This is a genomic window from Saccharothrix luteola (assembly GCF_020859565.1).
Lineage (GTDB): Bacteria > Actinomycetota > Actinomycetes > Mycobacteriales > Pseudonocardiaceae > Actinosynnema > Actinosynnema luteola.
On sequence record NZ_JAJHUO010000019.1, the window covers coordinates 66,576 to 90,769 of the forward strand.

Below are 24,194 nucleotides of genomic sequence, written 5' to 3' on the forward strand. Positions count from 1 at the left end.
GTCATGGTGCCGGGTCCGTCGGTCAGGAGCCGCCTTCCGAACCGCCGCCTACGCTGCTGCCGGCGTGGTCCACCTGTCTGAGGAGGCGGTCCGTCGACACTGCCAGGATCTCGTCGTCGAATGTGTCCAACGTTTCGAGGGAAACGTTCGTCAAGTCGACCAGGTCGGAGTCGATCCGCATCGCCGATTCATCCACTAGCGGGCCTCCCGAGTTGGCCACCGGGCAACGGCGCCCCCGCGCGGTGGGGATTCACCTTCGATGGCATGACCCAGTGTAATGTCCTGGAAACAGAGCGGAAGTGGTGCGTATGGCGGTATTCGGCGCCGTGAGGGGCAACTAAACGCCACTGACCCGTTCGGCCAACAGGGTGTCGAGTTCGGCCATTTCGGTGGAACCGGCGGCGTAGAAGCGGATCGCGGCCAGCAGTGCTTCGAGGCCACCCGGGTAGTGCGCGCACGTCCGGACGATGCTGACCGTGTCCGGGCGGTCGGCGTTGTGGCGGGTGATGGAGGCGGCGAAGGGCACCTCGCGCAGCACGAGGTCGCGTCCCTCGCGGGTGTCGAAGCCGGGGGTGCGCAGCATGACCTCGATGACCGGGCCGAGTTCGGCCAGGGTCAGGCTCCGGGTGCGGGCGGCGGGGCGTGTGGTCTCGATCGGGTGACCGTCGACCAGGCGGACCCAGACGTGCGCGTCCACCTCCTTCACCTTGGCCTGCGCCGCCACGTAGTCGTCGGGCCTGGTGGCCGCGTCGTGGTGGACCACGGAGCGGTAGAAGTGGTCGGAGACGACCAGGACCAGGGTGGCGGTCGAGGTCTTGAGGGCCTGCTTGGCGGCCGGTGCGTCGAGGATCCGGTAGGTGAAGATCATCTCTTCGCTCGTCTTGCCGCGCTCGTCGAAGTGGACCTCGCCGGCGTGCACGGCCATCCTCATCCCCAACCGCGCTTCGTGCGCGTGGGTGTGGTTGTGCCTGCGCAGCGCGGCGACGACGCGCTCCGGCAGCCGTTCGACCAGCACGGACTTGGGCACGTCGGCGGGCACCAGCACCATCAGGCTGTCGCCCGCGTCGTCCACCGACTTGTCGTCCCAGGGCAGGTCGCAGTCGGCGAACGCGCTCATCAGCACCTGGTACATGCCGTTGCGCACGGCGGTGCGGTGAGGTGACGTCCGCGCCGGATCGCCGTAGGACTCCACGTCCACGACGACGAACGAGTGGTGCACCGCGGCAGACTCCATGTGACCTCCCCATGCTTGTTGTAGTCCAGCCGAGGGGTGGCGTGGCAGCCGCTCCACTCGAAATGACCAACACCCCGGTTGCGGGACGGCCCGGATCGGGTATGGAGTCGGGTGTGGACGGGTACGGGTGGACGGTCGCGCTGGTCGCGGTGCTGGTGTTGCTGAACGCGGTGTTCGCGGGCAGCGAGATGGCGCTGATCAGCCTGCGCGAGGGGCAGCTGCGGGCGTTGGAGCGTGACGACCGGGCGTCCGCGAAGACGCTGGTGAGGCTGGCGCGCGACCCGAACCGGTTCCTGGCCACCATCCAGATCGGCATCACGCTGGCCGGGTTCCTGGCCTCGGCGACGGCGGCGGTGTCGCTGGCCGAACCCCTGGTGCCGGCGCTGTCGTTCCTCGGCGGCGCGGCGAACCCGGTGGCGATCGCGCTGGTCACGGTGGTGCTGACGTTCCTGACCCTGGTGTTCGGCGAGCTGGCGCCCAAGCGGCTGGCGATGCAGTACGCCATGCGCTGGGCGTTGCTCGTGGCACGGCCGCTGCACGTGCTGTCGGCCGCCTCACGGCCCGCGGTGTGGGCGTTGAGCGCGTCGACGAACCTCGTGGTCCGGCTGTTCGGCGGCAAACCGGAACCGGAGTCCGAGCAGATGTCGGCCGAGGAGCTGCGCGAGCTGGTCTCCGCCCAGCGCGGCCTCAACGCCGAGCAGCGCATGATCATCACCGGCGCCCTGGAGATCAGCGAGCGCCGGCTGCGCGAGGTCCTGGTGCCGCGCCGGTCGGTGGTCACGTTGGCCGCGGAAACGGACGTGCCGTCCGCCCGCGCCGAGCTGGCCGCCTCGGGCCACTCGCGCGCACCCGTCGCGCGCGGCGGTCACCTGGACGACGTCGTGGGCGTCGTGCACTTGCGAGACCTGCTCGACGACGACGCCAAGCTGGTCGACGTGGCCCGCACGCCGATGGTCTTCCCCGACTCGGTCCGGGTGTCCGACGCGCTGCGCCGGTTCAAGGCCGAGCGCGAGCAGCTCGGCCTGGTCGTGGACGAGCACGGCGCGGTCGACGGCATCATCACGCTGGAGGACCTGCTGGAGGAGATCGTCGGCGAGATCCTGGACGAGACCGACCGCGACGTGATGGCCGTCCGCAGCGGCGCGGACGGCTCGCTCGTCCTGCCCGGCACGTTCCCCATCCACGACCTGGTCGACCTGGGCGTCGAGCTGGCCGACCCGCCCGAGGGCGACTACGCCACCGTCGCGGGCCTGGTGCTGGTGGTGCTCGGCCGCATCCCCGAGGGCCCCGGCGACCGGATCACGATCCCCGGCTGGTCCATCGAGGTGCTGAAGGTCGAGCACCACGCCATCACGTCCGTGCGGCTGCGCCGGCGCTGACTACCGGCCCGCCGCCGCGACCCACGCCTCCAGCCCGGCCACGTCGTTGGGAAGCGCGGAGGACAGCACCCGGTTGCCCTCCCGGGTCACCACGACGTTCTCCTCCAGCCGCACGCCGATGCCGCGCAGCTCCGGCGGCACCGTCTCGTCGTTGGGGTGGAAGTACAGGCCGGGCTCGACGGCCAGCGCCATGCCGACCTCCAGCGTGCCCTCGTGGTAGGCGGCCGGGCTGGAGTTGGCGCAGTCGTGCACGTCCAGGCCGAGGAAGTGGCCGACGCCGCACGTGATGTAGCGGCGGTGGTGCTGGCCGTCCGGGTCGAGCGACTCCTCGACCGACACGGGCAGCAGGCCCCAGTCGTGCAGGCCCTCGGCGAGCACCCGCATGGCCTCCTGGTGGAAGTCCCGGTACGCCGCGCCCGGCCGCACGACCGCCAGCGCCGCCACCGACGCGCGCTCGATCAGCTCGTGCACCTGCCGCTGCGCGGGGCTGTACGAGCCCGACACCGGCAACGTCCGGGTGATGTCGGCGGTGTAGAGGGTGTCCAGCTCGACGCCCGCGTCCAGCAGCAGCACGGCGTCCTCGGGCACGGGACCGTCGTTGCGCACCCAGTGCAGCACCGGCGCGTGCGGCCCGGCGGCCACGATCGAGGCGTAACCCGGGCCGTTGCCCGCGGTGCGGGCGCGCCGGTCGAACGTGCCCTGCAACCACCGCTCGCCACCGCCCTTGACGGCCGCTCCCAGCTCGGCGGCGACGTCGGCGAAACCGAGGATCGTGGCGTCCACGGCGGCCTGGAGCTGGCCGACCTCCCAGTCGTCCTTGATCCGGCGCAGCTCGGCCAGCGCGGTGCGCAGCTCGGCGGTGTGGTCGCCGCCCGCCAACGCGTCCAGCAGCGGGTCCACGCCGGTCGTCGCGTGCACGGCGGGCAGCCTGCCGCGCAGCGCCGACGGCAGCTCGTGCAGCGGGCGGCAGCGCACGCCGAGCGCCTCGCCCCACTCGGCGAGGCCGGGCACCGGGCCGATCCACAGCTCGCCGTCGCGGGCGTTGGCGAAGAAGTCCGGCTCGTCCGGACCGGCCGGCGGGCGCAGGAACAGCTCCGCGTCGTGACCGCCGGCGACCGGGTGCATCACCAGCACCGCGCCCTCTGCGGCGCAGCCCGTCAACCAGGAGAAATCGCTGTCGGGCCGGAAGCCGTGGTCGGTGTCGTTGGACCGCACCGGCGCCCAGCCGGCGGCCACCGCGATGCGCGCGCCGGGCAACGCGGCGCTGAGCCGGTCGCGGTGCGCGGCGGCGGCCCGCGCGGCTCCGGGCGCGACCCGGGCGGCGCGGTCGGCCGGGCCCCAGCCGTGCTGGACGAACTCGCGGAACCCGGAGGCGTCGACGAGCTTGCTCGGGTCGCGGCGGGCGGGTTTGGTCACCGTGGGCAGCCTTTCGGGTCGGGGCCGTGAGCACGCCCGATCGCGATCGGCGACCGGGCGTCACCCAGGATGCTCTCACCAGCCGGTGCATCGCCCAACCGGGTGTCTCCTGTGCTGAAACGGCCTACCACGCGTGGGCGATCCGGTAGGTAACAGCTCACGGCTACCTACGGCAGGGGAAACGCATGCGTCCCGAGGACGTCGTCGAACTGCGGGTGCACGGCGTGTCCGGCACCCCGCCGGAAGCGATGCTGGGTGACCCGTTCCCGACCCCGGTGGCCGGTGACGACGTCGCGCGGTTCCTGCGGGCGGCCAAGCCGGCGCGGGCGCCGTCCAGCGGGCGGACGCGGACCGTGGAGGCGTTCCACTGGGGCCGGTTCACCTCGGGCGGCGCGAGCCGGGCGCTGTGGCTGGTGCTGATCCCGTTCGCGATCCTCAACCTGGCCCGGTACACGCTGCTCGGCGCGGGCCGGTTCGCCGAGGCGGTGTTGCGGCTGCTCGGCCTGGTGCTGACGGGCATGCTGGTGGCGGCCACCGCGTACGTGTCGCTGGAGCTGCTGGTGCGGCAGTGCGCGGGCACGGCGGCGTGCCGGTCGGAGCACCTGGCGTTCTTCGACGGCTGGCCGTTCGGGGCGATGCTGCTGGTCGGCGCGGTCCCGCCGGGGCTGGTGATCACCGTGCTGTGGTGGTTCGGCCGGCAGACGTTCCTCTACGAGCCCAAGGGCACGCACCACGCGTGGGAGACCCGCACGGGCAGCCTGGGCGACTACGCGTTCTGGCACACGTCGCCGCGCACGCCAGTGCTGCGTGACGCGCACGTGGCGGCGGCGTGCGTGGTGGTGGGGGTGCTGTACGCGGGCGCGTTGCGGACCTCGCAACCCGATCGGCCGTCGGACGTGCTGTCGTGGACGGTGGTCGGGCTGGGCGTGGTGGTGCTGGCGTGGGCCATCGGGTGCGTGGTGATGTCGCCGGACCGGCGGGAGGTGAACTCGCGGGCGCTCAAGTGGGTGTCGGCGGCGTACCTGCTGCTCGCGGCGGGGTTGGCGACGGCGTTCCTGTGGCGGGTGCCGACCGGCGCGTCCGGGTCGGTGACGCCGTTGGCGGGGTTCGAGTCGGTCACGAACATCCTGGCGGCCTCGGCGATGCTGCTGCTGGTCGTGCTGCTGGGGGCGTGCGTGCGCCTGCGGCACTCCGCGCGCGGTGTCGAGCTGATGGTGGCGGACAAGCGGTTCCGGCCGATGTGGCACGGCTACGCGGCCGTGGTGATCGCGGCGGTCGCCACCACGTTGGCGGTCGGGTTCAGCGGTGGGCTGGCGTACCGGGTGGTGGACTGGATCGGCGACCCGGTGCCGGAGGCGGGGCGCCAGGGGCTGGTGCTGAGCACGAGCTACCTGGTCGGCGCGGGGCTGTGGGGCGTGCTGGCGATCGCGTTCCCGCTGCTGGTGGCGCCGATCGTGGCGGCGATGGTGCGGCAGGTGTCGAGCGCGCTGGTGCTCGCGGCGGGTTCGGCCGCCGCGGCGGTGGCGGTGGTGTTGCGGTGGACGCCGATGCCGGGCTGGGCGTTCTGGGCCGCCGCGGTCGCGGCCGGTCTGCTGTACGCGGTCGGCGCGGTGTCCTGGGCGCGCCACGCGAACGGCGTCGAGGTCCGCGAGGGCGTCGTGACCGACTACCCCGGGCGCGCGGACCGGCCGGGCATCGGCAAGGTGGCGTTCAACCAGCGGTTGGCCTCGGCGAAGTACCGCTACCACTGGCTGCTCGGCGCGATCGCGTTGCTGGGTGGTGTGCTGGTGGCGGCGGGTGGCGGGCTCGCGCTGGCCCGGCTCGCGCACCCGGACTGGCGGGCCGCCCCGCCGCCGGGCCTGGCCGACTGGCTGTCGACCGTCCCGGCGCAGGAGCTGGGCGCGTTGGGCAGCCTGGTGGTGTCCGGGCTCGTGCTGGTCTTGTTGTTGTTGGGCGTGCGGACGTGGCAGAGCCCGCGGATGCGCACGGCGGTCGGCATCGTGTGGGACCTGGTGGCGTTCTGGCCGAGGTTGGCGCACCCGATCTGCCCGCCGCCCTACGGCGGTCGCGCCACCATCGAGCTCACCTCCCGGGCGGTCCGGCTGGCCGGGCACCACGACGTGGGCGCGGTCGTGCTGTCGGGGCACAGCCAGGGCAGCGTGGTGTGCTTCGCCGCGTTGTCGTTGCTGCGCCGGGAGAGCGAGCGACCCGACCCGGCCGACGGCGAGCGGTACATCCGACAGGCCGACGCGGTCGCCGCGCTGCGCCGGGTCGGCCTCGTCACGTACGGCTCGCAGTTGCAGTGGGCGTACTCGCGGCTGTTCCCGCACTACCTCGGCCACGCCGAGCTCGTCGGCCTGCACGACGAGCTCGGCGACCGCTGGTGGAACGTGCACCGGCTCACCGACCCGTTGGGCGGGCCGGTGCAGGTGTGGCCGGAGACGGCCGAGGAGCAGGTGTTCGCGGGGCCCAAGCTGTGGGGCGTGCGCTGCGGCAACGACGTGCGGCTGCGTGACCCGGAGTTCCTCGACCCGGACCCGGACATGGTCGCCTCGCCGTTGCGCGGGCACAGCGACTACTACGACGACCCGGTGTTCGACGAGGTGGTGGCCAGGGTGGCGGAGGCCGTCGCGCCGGTGCGCACCACCGTGGTGATCGGCGACCTGTCGCTGTCGGGCGGGTCCTGAGCCTCAGCCCTGGAGCACGGACCGGGTGACGCGTTCGGCGATCGCGGCCACCATCGTGCGCGGGCGGCGCGGGACGAGGTGGGCGCCGAGCGCGTTGCGCAGGCCCGGCGTGACGTAGGCGCGGTCGCGGTCCAGCCCGTCGAGGGCCGCGCGCACGACGGCCTCGGCGCTCATCATCCGACCGCCGATCGCGGCGCGCGGGGTGACCCGGTCGAAGAAGCTGGTCTCGGTCGGGCCGGGGCACAGGGCGAGCACCTTGATGCCCCGGTCCCGGTACTCCCGGCGCAGCGCGAGGCTGAAGTTCAGCACGAACGCCTTGCCCGCGCTGTAGGTGGCGAAGTACGGCGAGGGCTGGAACCCGGCCGTGGAACCGACGTTGACCACGGCGCCGGAGCCCGCTTCGAGCATCCCCGGCACGAGCGCGCGGGTCAGGCCGACCAGCGCGACCACGTTGACCATCAGCTGCTCCTGGTCGTGGCCGTTGGGGATCTCCTCGAACCGGCCGGCGGTGCCGAAGCCGGCGTTGTTCACCAGCGTGTGGACGGGGCCGGTCAGCCGTGCGACCACCGAGTCGACCGCGTCCGGCGCGGACAGGTCCTGCACGACGACGTCGACCTTGGCGCCGTGCTCGTGGCGGAGGCGGTCGGCGAGGGCGTCCAGGCGGTCGGCGGAGCGGGCGACGAGGACGAGGTCGTGGCCGCGGGCGGCGAGCCGGTCGGCGAACTCGACGCCCAGCCCGGCGGACGCGCCGGTGACGAGGGCGGTGGGGCGGTGGGCCATGTCATCTCCATCGGCTCGGTTATGTGAGACATGTTAGGCACAGGTAGGCCACTAGCTGCGACACTGATGTTCCATTTGATGCGATAGCTGTACCATCGGTGGTGCACGGGAGGAGACAGTCTTGGCAGCGACACGGCCGTTGCGCGCCGATGCCGAACGCAGCGTGCGGACGATCCTCGAAGCCGCCGAGCGCCTGCTGTCGGTGAACCCCGGCGCGTCCATGGAGCAGATCGCCGAGGCCGCGGGCGTCGCGCGGACCACCGTGCACCGGCGGTTCGTAAACCGGCAGGCGCTGGTGGAGGCGATGACGGCCGACGTGGTGCGGCAGCTGGACGAGGTGATGGACGCGGGCCGGCCGGAGACCGCGCCGCCGCTGGTCGCGCTGCACGAGATCACCGCGAACGTGCTGCGGGTCAAGATCGGGTGGCCGTTCGCGATGGGCGTCGTCTTCACCGCCGCCGACTCGCCCGCCGCCGAGGGCAAGCGCCGGGTGGACGACCGCTGCCTGGTGCTGCTGCGCCGGGCGCGGGACGAGGGGCTGCTCGACGCCTCCGCCGACCTGGACTGGACGCGGCGGGTGTTCTACGCGTTGATCGGCGAGGCGGTGCACGGGCCGGACAGCGGCCTCGAACCGGACGCGCTGGCGCAGCGGGTGGTCGACACCCTCCTGCACGGCGCCGGGCCGCGTTAGGCGGGGCGGGTGGGCTTGTCCGGGTCGGTGATCGAGCAGACGCCTGCCTGCCGGGCAACCTGGCGCGGCAGCGCGAGCTGGCCGCGTCCCGAGACGACGGCGCCGACCTGCCCGTCCTCGCGCCGGAGGTGGTTGAGGCGTTGGTGGACATGGCGCACGAGCGGGGGTTGAAGGTCATCGTCCACGCCATCACGGCGAAGGAGGTCGGGATCGCGGTGGACGCGGGGTCGACGGCCTGGCGCACGTGTGGTGCGACGCCGGCGACGACCTGGTCGGCTGGGTCGCGCAACGGGGTGTCTTCGTGGTCGGCACACTCGTGTACTTCGAGTCCATCAGCGGTCGGACGACCACCGTCGACCACGCGGCGCACGGCAGCTTCGAGCACGCCCTGCACGCGCGGCACGTGTGCTGCACCAGGCCGGCGTGCCGATCGTCGCGGGCACCGACGCGAACCCGTGGGCGTCACGAGCACGGCGTGGCCGTGCACCGGGAACTGGAACTGCTCGCCCGGGCCGGCCTGACCCCGCGACAAGCCCTCACCGCGCCGACCAGCGCACCGCCCTCCACTTCGGACTGACCGACCGGGGCCGCGTCGCGCCGGCCTGCGCGCGGACCTGCTGCTGGTGGACGGCGACCCGACCACCGACATCACGGCGATCGGCGCGGTGTCCGTCGTGTGGCGGCGCGGGGTCAGATTCGCTCGACCTTGATCCCCTTGCCCGCTCCCACGACTCGGTGGCGGTTCGCGTAGACGCGGACCGTCATCCGCCGGTCGCCCAACGGGGACAGGTCGATGTCCTGGATGTCGTCCCGGCTGGACAGGATTTCCACCACCTGGACCCCGGACAGCCCCCTGATCTGGTCGAGGTACTCGGCGTGGGCCGTCGTGGAGATCTGGAGGGTGGTCAGGGACCTCACCGCGTCGAGCCTCGACAGGTCGAGCGCCCCGCACAGGCGCAACGACAACGCCCGCAACGCGGGGAAGTGCGCCAGTTCAGCGAGGTCGTCGAGCCCGTCGACCCGGTAGAACCCGAGGCTCGTCAGGTGCGGCGCGTACTCGGCGAGCGCTCGCAGCCCGCCTTCGAACCCCAGCGGTCGCCCGTCTCCGAGCCGGCCGAGGTCGAGGTCGCGCAGCGCTTCGAGCTCGCCGAGCGGCGCCGGGTCGAGGCCGGCGGGGAAGTCGTAGAGCGCCAGCTGCTCCAGCCGGGAGAGGCTCGTGAGCGGCGCCAGGTCGGCAGTGGGCGCCAGGTTCTTCACACCCAGCCCGGACAGCCGGGGCAGCGCCCGGAGTTCGGACAGGTCGACCGACTGATCGCCGCGCGGGTAGAAGTACAGGCGCTCCAGCGCCAAACCGGCGAGCGGCTCCAGGTGGACGTGCGGGACCGGGCCGAGCAGGAGCGTGTGCAGTTCCCGGTGTTCCAGCAGCGGGGCGAGGTCGTCGAACCGGCCGCCCAGCGAAGCGGACGTGAGGTGCGGCAGGCCGGCGAGGGGGCGCAGGTCGGCCATGCTCTCCAACTCCACGCGGAGCCCGCCGAGGTGGCGCAGCTTCGGGACCTGGGTCAGGAGGACCTCGTCATCCACCCTGATCTCCCCGTCGAGGAGCGGTGCGTCGGCCAGCACGCGGTCGGCGTACTCGCCCGGGTCGAAGTAGCGCCACGCCTTGATCAACTCGCGCTGGACCTCGTGGCGCGGGTCCCGCGCGAAGCGTTCGAGGACCGGCCAGGCGTCGGGGCCGTTGATCAACGCGGCGGTGCGCACGGTCGCGGCGGCGGCGGCCTCCGACAGGTCCCCCGGGTTGACGCCCAGGCGCGGCAACAAGGCTTCGCCGCCTGCCGCCAGGGACCGGGCCTCCACGACGCTGCGGGGCGGCAAGAGGTCGGCCAGGCAACGCTCGACGCGTTCGGCCAGGTCCGGGGACAAAGCCGGGTCGGCCTCCATCGCCGCGGCGGCCAGCAGGTGGAGTCGGCGGCGTCGCCGCGGCTCGGCGTCGGCGCGGTCGAGCAGGCCGGACAGGAGCTCGGCGCGCAGCGGGGCGTTCGCGAGACCGGCGGCCATCACCACGATGTCGCGCCACTGGTCCAGGTGCGCCTGCCGCACCAGCAGGCCGATGTCGCCCTGGTCCGCGGCCTCCTCGGCGGTCAGGAACTCCTGGAAGCTGCGGTGCACGAAGTCGATCCGGCCGGTCACAGGTTCGCGCACGACGCCGCTGCGGTGGACGAGGTGGTCGAGCACCGTCTCCGCGTCGTGCGTCACGCGCGGCATGGCGGCCAGCCGTTCGGCCAGGCGGCGCACGGCTTCCTCGCGGCTCAGCTCGGACCGGCCGTTGATCGACAGCCGCCAGGCCAGGTGGCGCAGCAGGTGACGGCGGTCCTGGCCGGCCAGCTCGGTCGCGCCGCGGATGTGGCGCTCGGCGTCACGCCGGTCCAGCAGCAGCGTCAACGCCGTCCGGTACAGCTCCAGGCGGTCACGCGGCAGGAACGTGCGGCGGTCGAGGTTGAGCGCGCAGAGCATCGCGCACAGCAGGGGACTGGTGGCCAGCGCGCGCAGGTGCGGGTTGGCGTCCAACCGGCTGAGCAACGCGCCCTCGTGCCGGGGCAGGTCGGCTTCGTCGCACGGCAGCCCGCCCGCGTCCCGCGCGGCCCGGTGCCAGTGGCGGATCAGCGCGCGGACGTCGGCGGCGCTCATCCGCTCCAGGAACGCGGACTCGAAGCCCTCCGCCGTCAACCACCCCGCCGTCGCGGCGCCGGGGCGTGAGGTCAGCACCCAGCGGACGTCCGGGAACGCCCGGCTCAGCTTGCTCAACCACTCCCGCACGGGGCCGCGTTCGGCCGCCGGCAGTTCGTCCACGCCGTCCACGAGCACCAGCGCGCGCCCGGACTCCAGTTGCCGGTGCACGAAACCGGGCGGCATCACCCCGGCCAACGGCTGCGCGGTGTCCTCCACGAACCCCTCGGGGCCGGGCAGACCGCGACCGGCGTGACCACGCAGCTCGACCAGGAACGGCACGCGGCCGTTGAGGTCCGCCAGCTCACCCCGGAACGCGCCGCGTGCCGCGTTGATCGCGAGCCAGCGCAACAACGTCGACTTGCCCGAACCCGCCTCGCCCCGGATGAGGATGCGTTCGTTGGCGGCCAGAGCGCGCTCCACCCGCACCGCGCCGTCCTGCCCGTCGTGCGTTCCGTCGCGCCACCGCGTCAGCTCGTCGGCCGCGTGCGCGCGCCGTTGCGCCCCGGTGACCGACAGGCTGATGTACGCGACGCTCAACGTGGTCCGGGGCCGGAAGCGGCGCACGTCCACGCCGAACAGCTCGATGTCGTCCAACGACTCGCTCACCAGCCGCAGGTAGCGGGTGCGGAACTCGGCGTCGTTCGCGGTGCCCTGCGGCGCCATCAACGCCGGCGCGGGCAGCCGGGCGAGCACCTGCCCGACCTGTTCGGACAGACCGGACACCCGGCCCAGCAGTTCGGCGCTCGCCCGTGCCGCGAACGGCGTCAGGTGCACGACGAGTTGGATGAAGCACGCGCAGCACTCGTCCAGCAGGACGGTGTGGAACCACGACGCCGCCTCGCCGAGGCCGGCGCCGGCCGGTAACGCGGCGCGCAGCCGACCGGCCAGCTTCGCCGGGTCGACGTCCACCTCGAACAGCCCGGCGTCGGACAGGTCCGCGCCCTCGAACGCCGACACCACCTCGGCCATCGCGGCGAGCCGTTCGTGCTCGGGCAGGCCGGGCACCTCCTGCCGGCACAGCGGCAGCAGGCGTTCGGCGACCGCGTCCACCAGGGCCTCGACCTCGCGGTTGAACCGCCGCCGCTGGAAGTCGTCGGTCAGCCGGGCCCCGATCAGGTCCACCAGCGGCTTGGTCCGCTCCGCCCGGCCCGTGCGCTGGGTCAGCCACAGCTTCAACGCCGACCCGACCAGCGTGCCGCCCACCCGCAGTACCACCGGCTCCACGGACCCCTCCTCCACCGTCGACACCCTGTTTATCGCGTCCGGCACACGCTCCGCACCGGTTCGCGGGCATGTGATGAGGTGGGGTCGCCTGCTACCGGGGAGGACCGTGCCAGTGATCATCCGCCGTGCCACCGCCGAGGACGTCCCCGCCATCGTCGCCCTGCTCGCCGACGACGAGTTGGGCGCGCGACGCGAGTCGCCGGACGACCTGGCGCCCTACCTGCGGGCGTTCGAGGCGATCGACGCGGCCGGGCACGAGGTGCTGGCGGTGGCGGAACGCGACGGGCAGGTCGTGGGCACGCTGCAGCTCACGGTGTTGCGCGGCCTGTCGCGGAGGGGTGCGGCGCGGGCCCAGGTCGAGGCCGTGCGGGTGGCGTCCGCGGTGCGCGGGCAGGGGCTGGGGGAGCAGTTGATGCGGTGGGCGGTCGACGAGGCGAGGGCTCGCGGTTGCGTCGTCGTGCAGTTCACGTCGGACAAGACCCGCGTGGACGCGCACCGCTTCTACCGCCGCCTCGGCTTCGTCCAGTCCCACGAGGGCTTCAAGCTGCCGCTGTCGTGACGCCGGGTAGGTTGCGGCGGTAAGTCCGCTCGACCGGGAAGTGCTGATGATCCAAGTCCTCGCGACCGCGTTGACGGTCGTGGCGCTCGTCGCGGCCCTGTGGTCGCTGGTGCTGGTGGTCGCCGACCGGCCCATCACGCTCGCCACCAAGCCCACCCTCGGCCTCGCCGCGGTCGTCGTGCTGCTCGAAGCCGGGTTGCTCGTGCAGGCGGTGGCCGCGACGGTCGCCGTGCTGGGCTCCGACCGGGCCGGTCTGGACGCGCCCACGTTCTTCGGCTACCTGATCGCGGTGGTCGCCGTGCTGCCGGTCGGCGCGTTCTGGGCCCTGGGCGACCGGTCCCGGTGGGGCGCCGGGGTGTTGGCGGTGGCGTGCTCGAGCGTGCCGGTGATGATCCTGCGGCTCAACCAGCTCTGGGCGACCCATGGGTGAGCGGCGCGACGAGCTGGCGGTGACCACCCGGTCCGGTCCGGGTCGGATGCTGATCGCGGTCTACGGGATCTTCGCCGTCGCCGCCACCGCCCGCTCCGCGGTGCAGCTCGCCACCCGGTTCGAGGAGGCGCCGCTGGCGTACGTGCTCTCGGCGTTCGCGGCGGTCGTCTACGTCGTGGCCACCGCCGCGCTGGCCGGCGTCGTGTCACGGCGGGTCGCCTACCTCGCGTGCGGTGTCGAGCTGGTCGGGGTGGTCGTGGTCGGCGCGGCGAGCCTGGCGTTCGCCGACGCGTTCCCGGACGCCACGGTGTGGTCGGACTTCGGCGGCGGCTACGGGTTCGTCCCGCTCGTGCTGCCCTTGCTCGGTCTGCTCTGGCTGCGCCACACCGGACTGCGGTATTCCGAACGGGCCCGCTGAACTTCCGCGCCCCCTATCTCGTAATTGATTCAGGTCGCCGGGCCCCACAACCGGCGGCCGGTCCGTGGCGGCGGCCGAGACCAAGGGCGTCCGGCAGGGCACGCCGTCGTGGGTGCAGGAGGCCGGGGACACGCGTCCCCGGTCTCCGTGACAAAGATCACCATGCCCGCGCGATCTTGTAACGCTCGCCGTTCGCACAGGTCAGAGCCGGTTCGGCGGGGGTGCGGTCAACCCATGTCTGAGCCCGTTCTCAGGTGGGGTGTGCCAGCGTTCGCACATCCGCCCGCGGTACCCCGAGCAGTCGCCTGCCGGCCGGTCCGCTCACCAAGGAGATTCCCACGATGTCCGTGCTGGCTCGGCTGAGCCTGGCCAACCGAAGTCTCGTCGGGCTGCTCAGCCTGCTCGTGATCGGTTTCGGTGTGTTCACGCTGCCCTCGATCAAGCAGCAGCTCTTCCCGTCCATCGAGTTGCCCGCCGCGGTGGTCATCGCGCCCTTCCCGGGCGCGTCGCCGGACCTGGTGGACAGCCAGGTGGCCGAGCCCATCCAGTCGGCCGTGCGCGGCGTCGACGGCGTCGAGCAGGTGTTCACCCGCTCCGCCGAGAGCTCCGCGACCGTGCAGGTGATGTTCACCTACGGCACCGACATCGACGCCGCCGTGGCCCAGATGCAGCAGGCGGTGAACCGGCTCCAGCCGCGCCTGCCGCAGGGCGTGGAGCCGACCGTCGCCCAGGGCAGCACCGACGACATCCCGGTGATCGCGCTCGCCGCGACCTCCGGTGACGACGACATCGCCGCCGCGGCCCGGCTGCGCGCCGAGGTCGTGCCCGGCCTGGAGGCCATCCCCGGCGTGCGGGAGGCCAGGGTCAGCGGTGAGCGCGACCGCCAGGTCAGCGTCACCGTCGACTACGCCCGCCTCGGCGCGGCCCGGGTGGACCCCCAGGCGCTGACCGCCGCCCTGACCACGGCCGGCGCGGTCATGCCCGCGGGCACCGTGCCGGATGCGGACAAGACGCTGACCGTGCAGGTCGGCAGCCCCGTCGGCACCGTCGACGACCTGCGCAACCTGCTGCTCGCCTCGCCCACGGGCGCGGTGAAGCTGGGCGACGTGGCCCGGGTCGAGTCCGCGCCCGAGGCGGCGACCGTGCTCACCCGCACCGACGGCGAGGCGACGCTGGGCGTCAGCGTCACCATGACCGCCGACGGCAACGCGGTCGAGATCTCCCGGCAGGTCCGCGACAAGCTCGGTGAGTGGGGCGAGGCGGCCGACTCCACGCTCACCGTCGCGTTCGACCAGGGCCCGCAGGTGGAGAAGGCGATCAGCGGCCTGACCACCGAGGGCCTGCTCGGCCTGCTGTTCGCGGTGGTCGTGATCCTGCTGTTCCTGCTGTCGGTGCGGTCCACGCTGGTGACGGCGGTGTCGATCCCGCTGTCCGTGGTGGTCGCGCTGATCGCGCTCTACACCGGCGACCTGTCGTTGAACCTGCTCACCCTCGGCGCGCTGACGATCGCGGTCGGCCGGGTGGTGGATGACTCGATCGTGGTGCTGGAGAACATCAAGCGGCACCTCGGGTACGGCGAGGAGAAGCAACGCGCCGTGCTGGACGGCGTGCGCGAGGTGGCGGGCGCGGTGACCGCGTCCACGCTGACCACGGTGGCGGTATTCCTGCCGATCGCGTTCGTCGGGGGCATCGCGGGCGAGCTGTTCGGGCCGTTCTCCATCACGGTCACGGTGGCGCTGCTGGCCTCGCTGCTGGTGTCGCTGACGATCGTGCCGGTGCTGGCGTTCTGGTTCCTCAAGCGCCCGGCCGTGCCGACCGACCCGGAGGAGGCGGCGAAGGCGCGCGAGGCGGTGCTGGAGAAGGAGAAGCGCAGCCCGTTGCAGCGCGCTTACGTGCCGGTGCTCAAGTTCGCGACCACGCGCCGTTGGGTGACGTTGGTGATCGCCGTGCTCATCTTCGGCGGCACGCTCGGCCTGGCCGGGTCGCTGGAGACCAACTTCATCGACAACGCGGGCGGCACCGCGTTGCAAGGCAGCCAGAAGCTGCCGCCGGGCAGCAGCCTCGCCGCCCGGGACGACGCGGCGCGCAAGCTCGAAGGCGTGCTGGCGGAGACCGAGGAGGTCGAGACCTACCAGGTCACCGTCGGCACGGACAACAGCCTGGCCGCGTTCGGCGTCGGCGGTGACGGCGACACCAGCGTGCGCGCCACCGTCCGCGAGGGCACGGACCTGGAGGCGTTGCAGGACCGGCTGACCGAGCAGTTGAAGAACACGGCCGGCGCCGGCGAAGTGGCGTTCGGCGCGGCGGCGTCCGGCTTCGGCTCGGACACGATCGACGTGCTGGTCACCGCGCCCGACGAGAAGGCGCTGCGGGACGCGGCCGACCGCGTGCGGCAGGTCGTGTCCGGCACGCCCGGCGTCGGCGAGGTCACCGACGACCTGTCGGTGAGCGCGCCTCGCGTGCAGGTGACGGTGAACCAGGCCGCCGCGGCGGCCCGCGGGCTCAGCGGCCAGACCATCGGCCAGTTCGCGGCGCAGGCGTTGCGCGGCGTGCCGGTGGGGCAGCTGCCGATCGACGGCCGGTCGCAGCAGGTCCTGCTGCGCACGGGCACCGCGCCGACCGACGTGGCCGCGCTGCGCGCGTTGCCGCTACCGGGCGGCGTCACGCTCGGCCAGGTCGCCGAGGTGGCCGTGGTGGACGGTCCGGTGCAGGTGCGGCGCACGGACGGCGCGCGCAGCGCCACCGTGTCGGCCAAGGCCACCGGGTCCGACCTGGGCGCGGTGACGGCGGACCTGACGTCGCGGCTGGACGCGCTGGACCTGCCCGCGGGCGCCACGCACAGCATCGGCGGCGTCAGCGCCGACCAGGCCGAGACGTTCGCCGACCTGGGGCTGGCCATGCTCGCGGCCATCGCGATCGTGTTCCTGATCATGGTGGCGACGTTCCGCAGCCTGGTGCAGCCGCTGATCCTGCTGGTGTCCATCCCGTTCGCGGCGACCGGCGCGATCGGTTTGCTGCTGCTCACCGGCACCCCGCTCGGCCTGCCCGCGTTGATCGGCATGCTGATGCTCGTCGGGATCGTGGTGACCAACGCGATCGTGCTGATCGACCTGGTCAACCAGTACCGGCGGGACGGCATGCCGGTGCGCGAGGCGGTCGTCGAGGGTGGACGTCGGCGGCTGCGGCCGATCCTGATGACGGCCGCGGCCACGATCTTCGCGCTGCTGCCGATGGCGCTGGGCATCACCGGCGAGGGCGCGTTCATCGGCAAGCCGCTGGCGATCGTGGTGATCGGCGGCCTGATCAGCTCGACGCTGCTCACCCTGGTGCTGGTGCCCACGCTGTACTCGATGGTGGAGGGCCGCAAGGAACGTCGCCGAGCGCGCAAGGCCGAGCAGCCGGTCGAGGACCGGGAGCCGGTCGGCGTCTGAGCTCGTGGGGCCGGGAACGCCCCGCCGTCCACACCGGGCGGCGGGGCGTTCCCGATTCACGATTCGGGAGGCGCCGGCAGCGGCCGTCAGCGGGCGACGGCTTCCACGATCGAGGCGACGAACCCGGTGTCGATGACCCGCGTCACCTCGAGGTCGGCCTTGGCCAGCAGCGCCCTGAACTCCTCCTCCGTCCGCTCCCGGCCGGGGAGCAGGGACATCACGACGATGTCGTACAGCTTGCCCGTGTGCGGGGCGTTCTTCGGCGGGATCACCGCGTCCAGCACCAGCACCCGTCCACCGGGGGACATGGCCTTGCGGCAGTTGCGGAGGATCTGCACGCACTGCTCGTCGTTCCAGTCGTGGATGATGTGCTTGAGCAGGTACACGTCCGCCGGCGGGCACTCCTCGAAGAAGTCGCCCGCGACCAGCTCCCAGCGGCTGTCGTCGCCCAGCTCGCCCAACCGGTGGTCGGACACGACGTGCTCGCCGAGGTCGAGCAGGATGCCGCGCAGGCTGGGGTCCTGGCGCAGGACGTCCAGCAGCAAACCCCCGTACCCGCCGCCGACGTCGACGACCGTGGCGCCCGGCGGGAACCGGTAGTTGCGCATGATGGACGGGTTCTCCGAGTCGGATTTCGCCTGCATCCCGGAGTAGAAGACCTCCGGTGACGCCACGTCCCGGAAGTACTCGAAGAACGACGTGCCGAAAACGTGGTCGAAGCTCGGGTTCCCGCTGCGCAGGCTCTCGACCAGTTCGCCGTGCGAGGCCCAGAACGCCTTGTCCGTGAACGTCACGACAGCCGCCCGGAGCGACCCCTCCGCGTCCGTGCGCAGCAGGTGGGCTTCGGGGGTCAGTTCGAACCGGCCGTGGTCGTCCTCCCGGAACACACCCCGCATGGCCAGCAACCTGAGCACGCGGAACAGGTGGTCCTCCTTCGTCCCGGTGTCCGCGGCCAGTTCGGCCGGCGTCTTCGGGCCGTCGACGAGGTGGTCGGCCACGCCCGCGATGGCGGCGGCCCGGAGCGCCGCGGAGTAGACGTAGCCCAACATCTCGTCGAACAGGCGAATACCGGCCAATTCCCTGTCGGAAGGATTTGCTGCACCGCTGCTGTCCACGAATTCACTCCAGTCGCCGCCGGTTGGCTTTCCTCCGCCATCCTCGACGGGGGCGGCGACCGGGTGCACCTTCTGTCGTGCGGTACCACCGACCCGCGCCGGGCACGCGCGGTTCTGACCGGTCAGCGCGCTCCGAAGCGCAGGCCGTCGATGAGCAGCCCGACCATCCGCTGCGTGTGGCCGTCGTCCTCCCGGGCGGGCAGGGTCAGGTTGGCGGTGGCGCGCAGCAGGTCGTACGGGTCGACGTCGGCGCGGACCTCGCCGGCCCGCGCCGCGCTGTCGAGCAGACCGCGCAGGACCGGCACGAAGCGCTCCTGGAAGTAGGCGGGCAGGCTGGTGTAGGCCGGGTCGCCGGAGTGCAGGGCGGCGCTGAGCCCGTGTTTCGTGCCGATGAAGCCCGTGAAGCGCTGCAACCACTTGACCAGCGCTTCGAGCGGCTCGTGCTGGGCGGCGAGCACGGGCGCGGCGTCGGCGCAGGCGTCGACCTCGTGGCGGAACACCGCGGCGATGAGGTCCGAGCGTTGCGGGAAGTGGCGGTAGAGCGTGCCCGCGCCCACGCCGGCCTTGGCGGTGATCTGGCGCACGGGCGCGTCCACGCCCGAGGTGGCGAAGACCTCCGCGGCGGCGCTGAGCAGCGCGTCGGTGTTGCGCCGGGCGTCGGCGCGCACGCGCTTGCCCGGCCGTTCCTCGGTCACACCCGCGTCGACTTCCTCGCTCACGGCACCCCTCCTTGCTAAGCGGAACAACGTTCCGTATTGTCGAAGTCGAACGTTGTTCCGTTTGTGTCAGCGTAGCGCTGCGCCGGGCACCCGCCAACGCACGAGGAGAACCATGAAGTACCGCACGCTGGGCCGCACCGGCATCAAGGTCAGCCCGTACGCCCTGGGCGCGATGATGTTCGGCGCCGCCGGCAACCCCGACCACGACGACTCCGCCCGCATGATCCACAAGGCACTGGACGCGGGCATCAACTTCGTGGACACCGCCGACATCTACTCGCACGGCGAGTCCGAGGAGATCGTCGGCAAGGCCCTGGAGGGCCGGCGCGACGACGTCGTGCTGGCGACGAAGGCGCACCTGCCGATGGGCGAGGACCCGAACCGCCAGGGCAACTCGCGGCGCTGGCTGGTCCGCGCCCTGGACGACTCGCTGCGCCGCCTGCGGACCGACCACGTCGACCTCTACCAGATCCACCGGCCCGCGCCGGACACCGACGTGGAGGAGACGCTGTCGGCGCTCACCGACCTCGTGCGGGCCGGGAAGGTCCGGGCCATCGGCTCCTCCACCTTCCCCGCCTCGGAGATCGTCGAGGCGCAGTGGGTGGCCGAACGGCGCGGCCTGGCGCGGTTCCGCGCCGAACAGCCGCCGTACTCGATCCTCGACCGGCGCATCGAGAACGAGGTGCTGCCCGTCTGCGAGCGCTACGGCATGGGCACGCTCGTCTGGAGCCCGCTCGCGCAGGGCCTGCTCACCGGCCGCTACCGCAAGGGCGTGCAGGCCGAGGGCAAGCGCGCGAGCTACGGCTTCAAGCACATGACCGACGAACGCCGCCTCGACGCGGTCGAGCAGCTCATCCCCGTCGCCCAGGACGCCGGGATGTCCCTGACGCACCTGGCGATGGCCTTCGCGATCGCCCACCCCGGCGTCACGTCCGCCATCATCGGCCCGCGCACCACGGAGCAGCTGGACGACCTGCTCGCCGGCGCGGACGCCGTGCTGGACGACGACGTGCTCGACCGGATCGACGCCATCGTGCCGCCCGGCACCGGCGTCGGTGCGCTCGACATGGACTACCGCACGCCCGCCGTGCAGCAGGCCCGCCTGCGCCGCCGCCCGGCCGAGGAACGCTCCGCCGCCTGACCGGCGATTCTTCTCCGGTCGATTTCCGATTCATTCCCGCGATGGTGCCGCCCTCGTTCGCGGAGAAGAGGGCGGCACCATTCTTCATGTGCGGGACCGTCGATTGTCGGTTGGCGGGATCAGACTTCTTCGTACCAGTCCACGCAGAGGTGGGCGACGTAACCGGTGCGGCCGTCCCACTGCACCTGGATCCACCAGCTGCTCGTGCCGCCGCACGCGGTGTAGCTGCTGCCCGAGGTGGCGTCGCACGACGCCGCGGCGCGCTGTCCGGGCTGGATGATGCCGAGGCGCGTGGAGTCGTCGTTGGTGCGCAAGCGGACGTTCACGCCGCTCACGCCTGATTTGGGTGTGACGTAACACGCGGGCACGTCCGACCGGTCCACCGCGTGGCCGGTCGGCGCCGGCGCGGCCGTCGACGCCGCGGACGCGGAGGACGGCACCAACGCCATCATGACGAAAACGATCAGCGCGCCGAGACATGCGGCCAGAGAATTCTTATTCACAGCTCCCCCTTCGGGATCCTTTTACGGTCCCGAAGGTGACGATAGCCATGCCGTCGGCGCTTGGCAGTCCCTCGTCGGTGTGAATGCGACGGACTCCGACGAGGGACTGTTGATCCGTTGATCGTGCATTCGCGCAGGCTCTGTCGCGGTGTCAGGCGCCGGGCTCGTAGGCCAGGTTCGGCCGGAGCCAGCGCTCGACCTCCGCGACCGGCATGCCGCGCCGGCGCGCGTAGTCGACCACCTGGTCACGGCCGATCCGACCCACGGTGAAGTAGCGGGCCTCCGGGTGCGCGAAGATCACGCCGCTCACCGCCGCCGCCGGCGTCATGGCGAACGAGTCGGTCAACGCGAGGCCCACCTCCTCGGCCTCCAGCATCGCGAACAGGTCCTGCTTCTCGCTGTGGTCGGGGCTGGCCGGGTAGCCGAACGCGGGCCGGATGCCGCGGAACCGCTCGGCGTGCAGGTCCTCCAGCGCCGGGTCGGCGTCCGGCTCGAACCAGTCCCGCCGCGCCCGCAGGTGCACGTGCTCGGCGAACGCCTCGGCCAGCCGGTCGGCCAACGCCTTCACCATGATCGACTTGTAGTCGTCCTGCTCCCGCTCGTACCGCCCGGACAGCTCCTCGGCGCCGTGGATGGCCACCGCGAACCCGCCCAGGTGGTCGCCCGCCGGCGCGATGTAGTCGGCCAGGCTCCGGTTCGGCCTGCTCGCCGGCTTCCGCGTCTGCTGGCGCAGCATCGGCAGCCGCCGCCCGTCCACCACGATGTCGTCGCCCTCGGAGTGCGCGGGCCAGAAGCCGTACACGCCCTTCGCCCGCAACGAGCCGTCCGCGATGATCTGGTCGAGCATCGCGTTCGCGTCGTCGAACAGCTCCTGCGCGGCCGGGTTCGTCTCCAGGATCTTCGGGAACTTGCCCTTGAGCTCCCAGGCCAGGAAGAAGAACGTCCAGTCGATCATCTCGCGCAGCTCGGCCAGCGACGGCTCCACGACCCGCAGCCCGGTGAACGCGGGCGTCGGCAGCTCCTCGAACGACACCACCTCGGCGTTCGCCCGCGCCTGCTCCACCGTCAGCAACGGCGTGCTCTGCCGGTTCTCGTGCTCCTCGCGCAACCGCTGCTGCTCGACCCGCGTCGCCGCGGCCAGCTCCTCGGCGCGCTCCTCGTCGAGCAGCGCCGACACCACGCCGGCCACCCGTGACGCGTCCAGCACGTGCACGGTGGTCTGGTCGTACGCGGGCGCGATCCGGACCGCCGTGTGCTGGCGGGACGTCGTCGCGCCGCCGATCAGCAGCGGCAGCTTCATCCCGCGCCGCTGCATCTCCGCCGCCACCGACACCATCTCGTCCAGCGACGGCGTGATCAGCCCGGACAGGCCGATCGCGTCCGCGCCCTCGGCGATCGCGGTGTCCAGGATCTTCGCCGCGGGCACCATCACGCCCAGGTCGACCACGTCGTAGTTGTTGCAGCCCAGCACCACGCCGACGATGTTCTTGCCGATGTCGTGCACGTCGCCCTTCACCGTGGCCAGCACGACCTTGCCGTTGCCGCGGGTGGAGCCGGAGGCTTCCTTCTCCGCGTCCATGTACGGCTCCAGGTGCGCGACCGCGCGCTTCATCACCCGCGCGCTCTTCACCACCTGCGGCAGGAACATCTTGCCCGCGCCGAACAGGTCGCCGACGACCTTCATGCCGTCCATCAGCGGACCCTCGATCACGTCGAGCGGGCGCTCGGCCACCAGCCGCGCCTCTTCGGTGTCCTCGATGATGAAGTCGACGATGCCGTGCACCAGCGCGTGCTCCAGCCGCTTGGCCACCGGGCCCTCGCGCCACGCCAGGTCGACCACGCGCTTGGTGCCCGAGCTCGCCACCGTCTCGGCGAAGGACACCAGCCGGTCCGTGGCGTCCGGGCGGCGGTCGAACAGCACGTCCTCGACCAGCTCCAGCAGGTCCGCGGGGATGTCCTCGTAGACCGCGAGCTGGCCCGCGTTGACGATGCCCATGTCCAGGCCCGCGCGCACGGCGTGGAACAGGAACGAGGAGTGCATCGCCTCGCGCACGGTGTCGTTGCCGCGGAACGAGAACGACAGGTTCGAGATGCCGCCGCTGATCCGCACGCCCGGACAGCGCTGCTTGATCAGCGGGATCGCGTCCAGGAACGCCTTGGCGTACCCGTTGTGCTCGGCGATGCCGGTCGCGACCGCGAGCACGTTCGGGTCGAAGATGATGTCCTCGGCCGGGAAGTCGGCCTTCTGCGTCAGCAGGTCGTACGCGCGGGCGCAGATCTCGACCTTGCGCTCGGCGGTGTCGGCCTGGCCGAGCTCGTCGAACGCCATCACCACGACGCCCGCGCCGAAGTCGCGGATGCGGCGGGCCTGGGCCAGGAACGACTCCTCGCCCTCCTTGAGGCTGATCGAGTTGACCACGCCCTTGCCCTGCACGCACTTCAGCCCGGCCTCCAGCACGCTCCACCGCGAGCTGTCGATCATGATCGGGACGCGGGCGATCTCCGGCTCGGTGGCGACCAGGTTGAGGAACGTGGTCATCGCCCGCTCGCTGTCGAGCAGGTCGGCGTCCATGTTCACGTCGAGCAGGTTCGCGCCGCCGCGCACCTGCTCCAGCGCGACGTCCACCGCCGCCTGGTAGTTGTCGCTCTCGACCAGCCGGCGGAACTTCGCCGACCCGGTCACGTTGGTGCGCTCGCCGATCATCACGAACCCGGTGTCCGCGCTGATCTCGAACGGCTCCAGGCCGCTGAACCTGGTCCGGTCCGGCACCCCCGCCACCGACCGCGGCGGCAGGTCCTTGACGGCCGCCGCGACCCGCGCGATGTGCTCGGGCGTCGTGCCGCAGCAGCCGCCGACGATGTTGACCACGCCCTCCTCGGCGAAGCCGTGCAGCAGCGCCGCGGTCTCCTCCGGGGTCTGGTCGTAGCCGCCGAACGCGTTGGGCAGTCCCGCGTTGGGGTGGCTCGCGGTGTACGTGCCGGCGATCCTGGACATCTCGGTGACGTGCGGTCGCATCTCGGCCGCGCCCAGTGAGCAGTTCACGCCCACGACCAGCGGCTCGGCGTGCGCGACGGAGTTCCAGAACGCCTCGACGGTCTGCCCGGACAGCGTCCGCCCGCTCAGGTCCACGATGGTGACCGAGATCCACAGCGGCAGGTGGGGCGCGACCTCGCGGGCCGCGGCGACGGCGGCCTTGGCGTTGAGCGTGTCGAAGATCGTCTCGATGAGCAGCAGGTCGACGCCGCCCTCGGCGAGCGCCTCGATCTGCTCCGCGTAGGCGTTCTTGACCTGGTCGAACGTGACCGTCCGGTACGCCGGGTCCTCGACGCGCGGCGACAGGGACAGCGTGACGTTGAGCGGGCCGACGGAGCCCGCCACGAACCGGCCGCCCGCTTCGTCGGCGGCCTGGCGGGCGAGTTGCGCGCCGCGCACGTTCATCTCGCGCACGAGCTTCTCCAGGCCGTAGTCGGCCTGCGCGATGCTCGTCGCGGTGAACGTGTTGGTGGTGGTGATGTCCGCGCCCGCGGCCAGGTACTGGCGGTGGACGTCGAGGACGACGTCCGGGCGGGTCAGGTTGAGCAGGTCCGGGTCACCGGTGACGTCGTGCGTGTGGTCGCCGAGCAGGTCACCGCGGTAGTCGGCCGGGGTGAGCCCGGCGGCTTGGAGCATCGTGCCCCAAGCGCCGTCCAGCACCGCGACGCGCTGGTCCAGCAGCTCTCGCAGGGCGTTTTCCGACACG

At 72.3% G+C, this 24,194-nt stretch carries 19 protein-coding genes; 9 read left to right on the forward strand and 10 right to left on the reverse strand.

All coding sequences use genetic code 11. The features are described from left to right. Nucleotides 1-22: 22 nt before the first annotated feature. Both LNK82_RS25790 and LNK82_RS25795 read right to left on the reverse strand, forming a co-directional pair. Nucleotides 23-196, reverse strand: a complete 174-nt coding sequence (locus LNK82_RS25790) for a hypothetical protein (RefSeq protein ID WP_230569577.1) — start codon at nucleotides 194-196, stop codon at nucleotides 23-25. Nucleotides 197-337: 141 nt separating this feature from the next. Continuing rightward, complete coding sequence (locus LNK82_RS25795) at nucleotides 338-1,234, reverse strand: effector-associated domain 2-containing protein (RefSeq protein WP_230569578.1); 897 nt, start codon at nucleotides 1,232-1,234, stop codon at nucleotides 338-340. A gap of 113 nt (nucleotides 1,235-1,347) precedes the next feature. Between LNK82_RS25795 and LNK82_RS25800 the strand changes: the two genes are divergently transcribed. Beyond that, nucleotides 1,348-2,613: a hemolysin family protein gene (locus tag LNK82_RS25800; protein ID WP_230569579.1), complete on the forward strand. Its 1,266-nt coding sequence runs from the start codon at nucleotides 1,348-1,350 to the stop codon at nucleotides 2,611-2,613. On the opposite strand, the gene LNK82_RS25805 is transcribed toward LNK82_RS25800, so the two are convergent. After that, nucleotides 2,614-4,029 carry an aminopeptidase P family protein gene (locus LNK82_RS25805; protein WP_230569580.1) on the reverse strand — a complete coding sequence of 472 codons (1,416 nt, stop codon included), beginning with the start codon at nucleotides 4,027-4,029 and terminating at the stop codon, nucleotides 2,614-2,616. A gap of 185 nt (nucleotides 4,030-4,214) precedes the next feature. Between LNK82_RS25805 and LNK82_RS25810 the strand changes: the two genes are divergently transcribed. Further along, nucleotides 4,215-6,716: a hypothetical protein gene (locus LNK82_RS25810; RefSeq protein ID WP_230569581.1), complete on the forward strand. Its 2,502-nt coding sequence runs from the start codon at nucleotides 4,215-4,217 to the stop codon at nucleotides 6,714-6,716. A 3-nt stretch (nucleotides 6,717-6,719) separates the two neighbouring features. Here LNK82_RS25810 and LNK82_RS25815 read toward each other — a convergent pair whose 3' ends face one another. Beyond that, nucleotides 6,720-7,496 carry an SDR family NAD(P)-dependent oxidoreductase gene (locus LNK82_RS25815; protein ID WP_230569582.1) on the reverse strand — a complete coding sequence of 259 codons (777 nt, stop codon included), beginning with the start codon at nucleotides 7,494-7,496 and terminating at the stop codon, nucleotides 6,720-6,722. Between the two features lie 121 nt (nucleotides 7,497-7,617). Between LNK82_RS25815 and LNK82_RS25820 the strand changes: the two genes are divergently transcribed. Then, nucleotides 7,618-8,187: a TetR/AcrR family transcriptional regulator gene (locus LNK82_RS25820; protein WP_230569583.1), complete on the forward strand. Its 570-nt coding sequence runs from the start codon at nucleotides 7,618-7,620 to the stop codon at nucleotides 8,185-8,187. On the opposite strand, the gene LNK82_RS25825 is transcribed toward LNK82_RS25820, so the two are convergent. Beyond that, complete coding sequence (locus LNK82_RS25825) at nucleotides 8,184-8,345, reverse strand: hypothetical protein (protein ID WP_230569584.1); 162 nt, start codon at nucleotides 8,343-8,345, stop codon at nucleotides 8,184-8,186. The two genes, LNK82_RS25820 and LNK82_RS25825, sit on opposite strands and share 4 nt — an antisense overlap. An 86-nt stretch (nucleotides 8,346-8,431) precedes the next feature. Here LNK82_RS25825 and LNK82_RS25830 point away from each other — a divergent pair, with 86 nt between their 5' ends. Continuing rightward, nucleotides 8,432-8,764 (forward strand): amidohydrolase family protein, encoded by a 333-nt coding sequence (locus LNK82_RS25830; protein ID WP_230569585.1) that lies wholly within the window; start codon nucleotides 8,432-8,434, stop codon nucleotides 8,762-8,764. Nucleotides 8,765-8,877: 113 nt separating this feature from the next. Here LNK82_RS25830 and LNK82_RS25835 read toward each other — a convergent pair whose 3' ends face one another. After that, nucleotides 8,878-12,138: an NACHT domain-containing protein gene (locus tag LNK82_RS25835; RefSeq protein WP_230569586.1), complete on the reverse strand. Its 3,261-nt coding sequence runs from the start codon at nucleotides 12,136-12,138 to the stop codon at nucleotides 8,878-8,880. Between the two features lie 112 nt (nucleotides 12,139-12,250). On the opposite strand from LNK82_RS25835, the gene LNK82_RS25840 reads away from it, so the two are divergent. The 4 genes from LNK82_RS25840 to LNK82_RS25855 all read left to right on the forward strand — a co-directional run bounded on the left by LNK82_RS25840 (nucleotide 12,251) and on the right by LNK82_RS25855 (nucleotide 16,976). After that, complete coding sequence (locus LNK82_RS25840) at nucleotides 12,251-12,697, forward strand: GNAT family N-acetyltransferase (protein WP_230569704.1); 447 nt, start codon at nucleotides 12,251-12,253, stop codon at nucleotides 12,695-12,697. A 46-nt stretch (nucleotides 12,698-12,743) separates the two neighbouring features. Continuing rightward, nucleotides 12,744-13,127 (forward strand): hypothetical protein, encoded by a 384-nt coding sequence (locus tag LNK82_RS25845; protein WP_230569587.1) that lies wholly within the window; start codon nucleotides 12,744-12,746, stop codon nucleotides 13,125-13,127. Beyond that, entirely contained in the window at nucleotides 13,120-13,545 is a 426-nt protein-coding gene (locus LNK82_RS25850) for a hypothetical protein (RefSeq protein WP_230569588.1), read from the forward strand. Before LNK82_RS25845 ends, LNK82_RS25850 begins: the two co-directional genes overlap by 8 nt. A 341-nt stretch (nucleotides 13,546-13,886) precedes the next feature. After that, nucleotides 13,887-16,976, forward strand: a complete 3,090-nt coding sequence (locus LNK82_RS25855; protein ID WP_230569589.1) for an efflux RND transporter permease subunit — start codon at nucleotides 13,887-13,889, stop codon at nucleotides 16,974-16,976. A gap of 86 nt (nucleotides 16,977-17,062) precedes the next feature. Here LNK82_RS25855 and LNK82_RS25860 read toward each other — a convergent pair whose 3' ends face one another. Both LNK82_RS25860 and LNK82_RS25865 read right to left on the reverse strand, forming a co-directional pair. Further along, nucleotides 17,063-18,052, reverse strand: a complete 990-nt coding sequence (locus tag LNK82_RS25860; RefSeq protein ID WP_230569590.1) for a methyltransferase — start codon at nucleotides 18,050-18,052, stop codon at nucleotides 17,063-17,065. A 161-nt stretch (nucleotides 18,053-18,213) separates the two neighbouring features. Continuing rightward, nucleotides 18,214-18,810 carry a TetR/AcrR family transcriptional regulator gene (locus tag LNK82_RS25865; RefSeq protein ID WP_230569591.1) on the reverse strand — a complete coding sequence of 199 codons (597 nt, stop codon included), beginning with the start codon at nucleotides 18,808-18,810 and terminating at the stop codon, nucleotides 18,214-18,216. Between the two features lie 112 nt (nucleotides 18,811-18,922). On the opposite strand from LNK82_RS25865, the gene LNK82_RS25870 reads away from it, so the two are divergent. Next, nucleotides 18,923-19,951 carry an aldo/keto reductase gene (locus LNK82_RS25870; protein ID WP_230569592.1) on the forward strand — a complete coding sequence of 343 codons (1,029 nt, stop codon included), beginning with the start codon at nucleotides 18,923-18,925 and terminating at the stop codon, nucleotides 19,949-19,951. Between the two features lie 119 nt (nucleotides 19,952-20,070). Here LNK82_RS25870 and LNK82_RS25875 read toward each other — a convergent pair whose 3' ends face one another. Further along, the gene (locus tag LNK82_RS25875; RefSeq protein ID WP_230569593.1) at nucleotides 20,071-20,454 is read right to left on the reverse strand and encodes a hypothetical protein; all 384 of its coding nucleotides are present in this window, start codon (nucleotides 20,452-20,454) and stop codon (nucleotides 20,071-20,073) included. Between the two features lie 151 nt (nucleotides 20,455-20,605). Beyond that, on the reverse strand, nucleotides 20,606-24,193 hold the full coding sequence (gene metH, locus LNK82_RS25880; RefSeq protein WP_230569594.1) for a methionine synthase: 3,588 nt from the start codon (nucleotides 24,191-24,193) through the stop codon (nucleotides 20,606-20,608). Nucleotide 24,194: the final 1 nt, after the last annotated feature.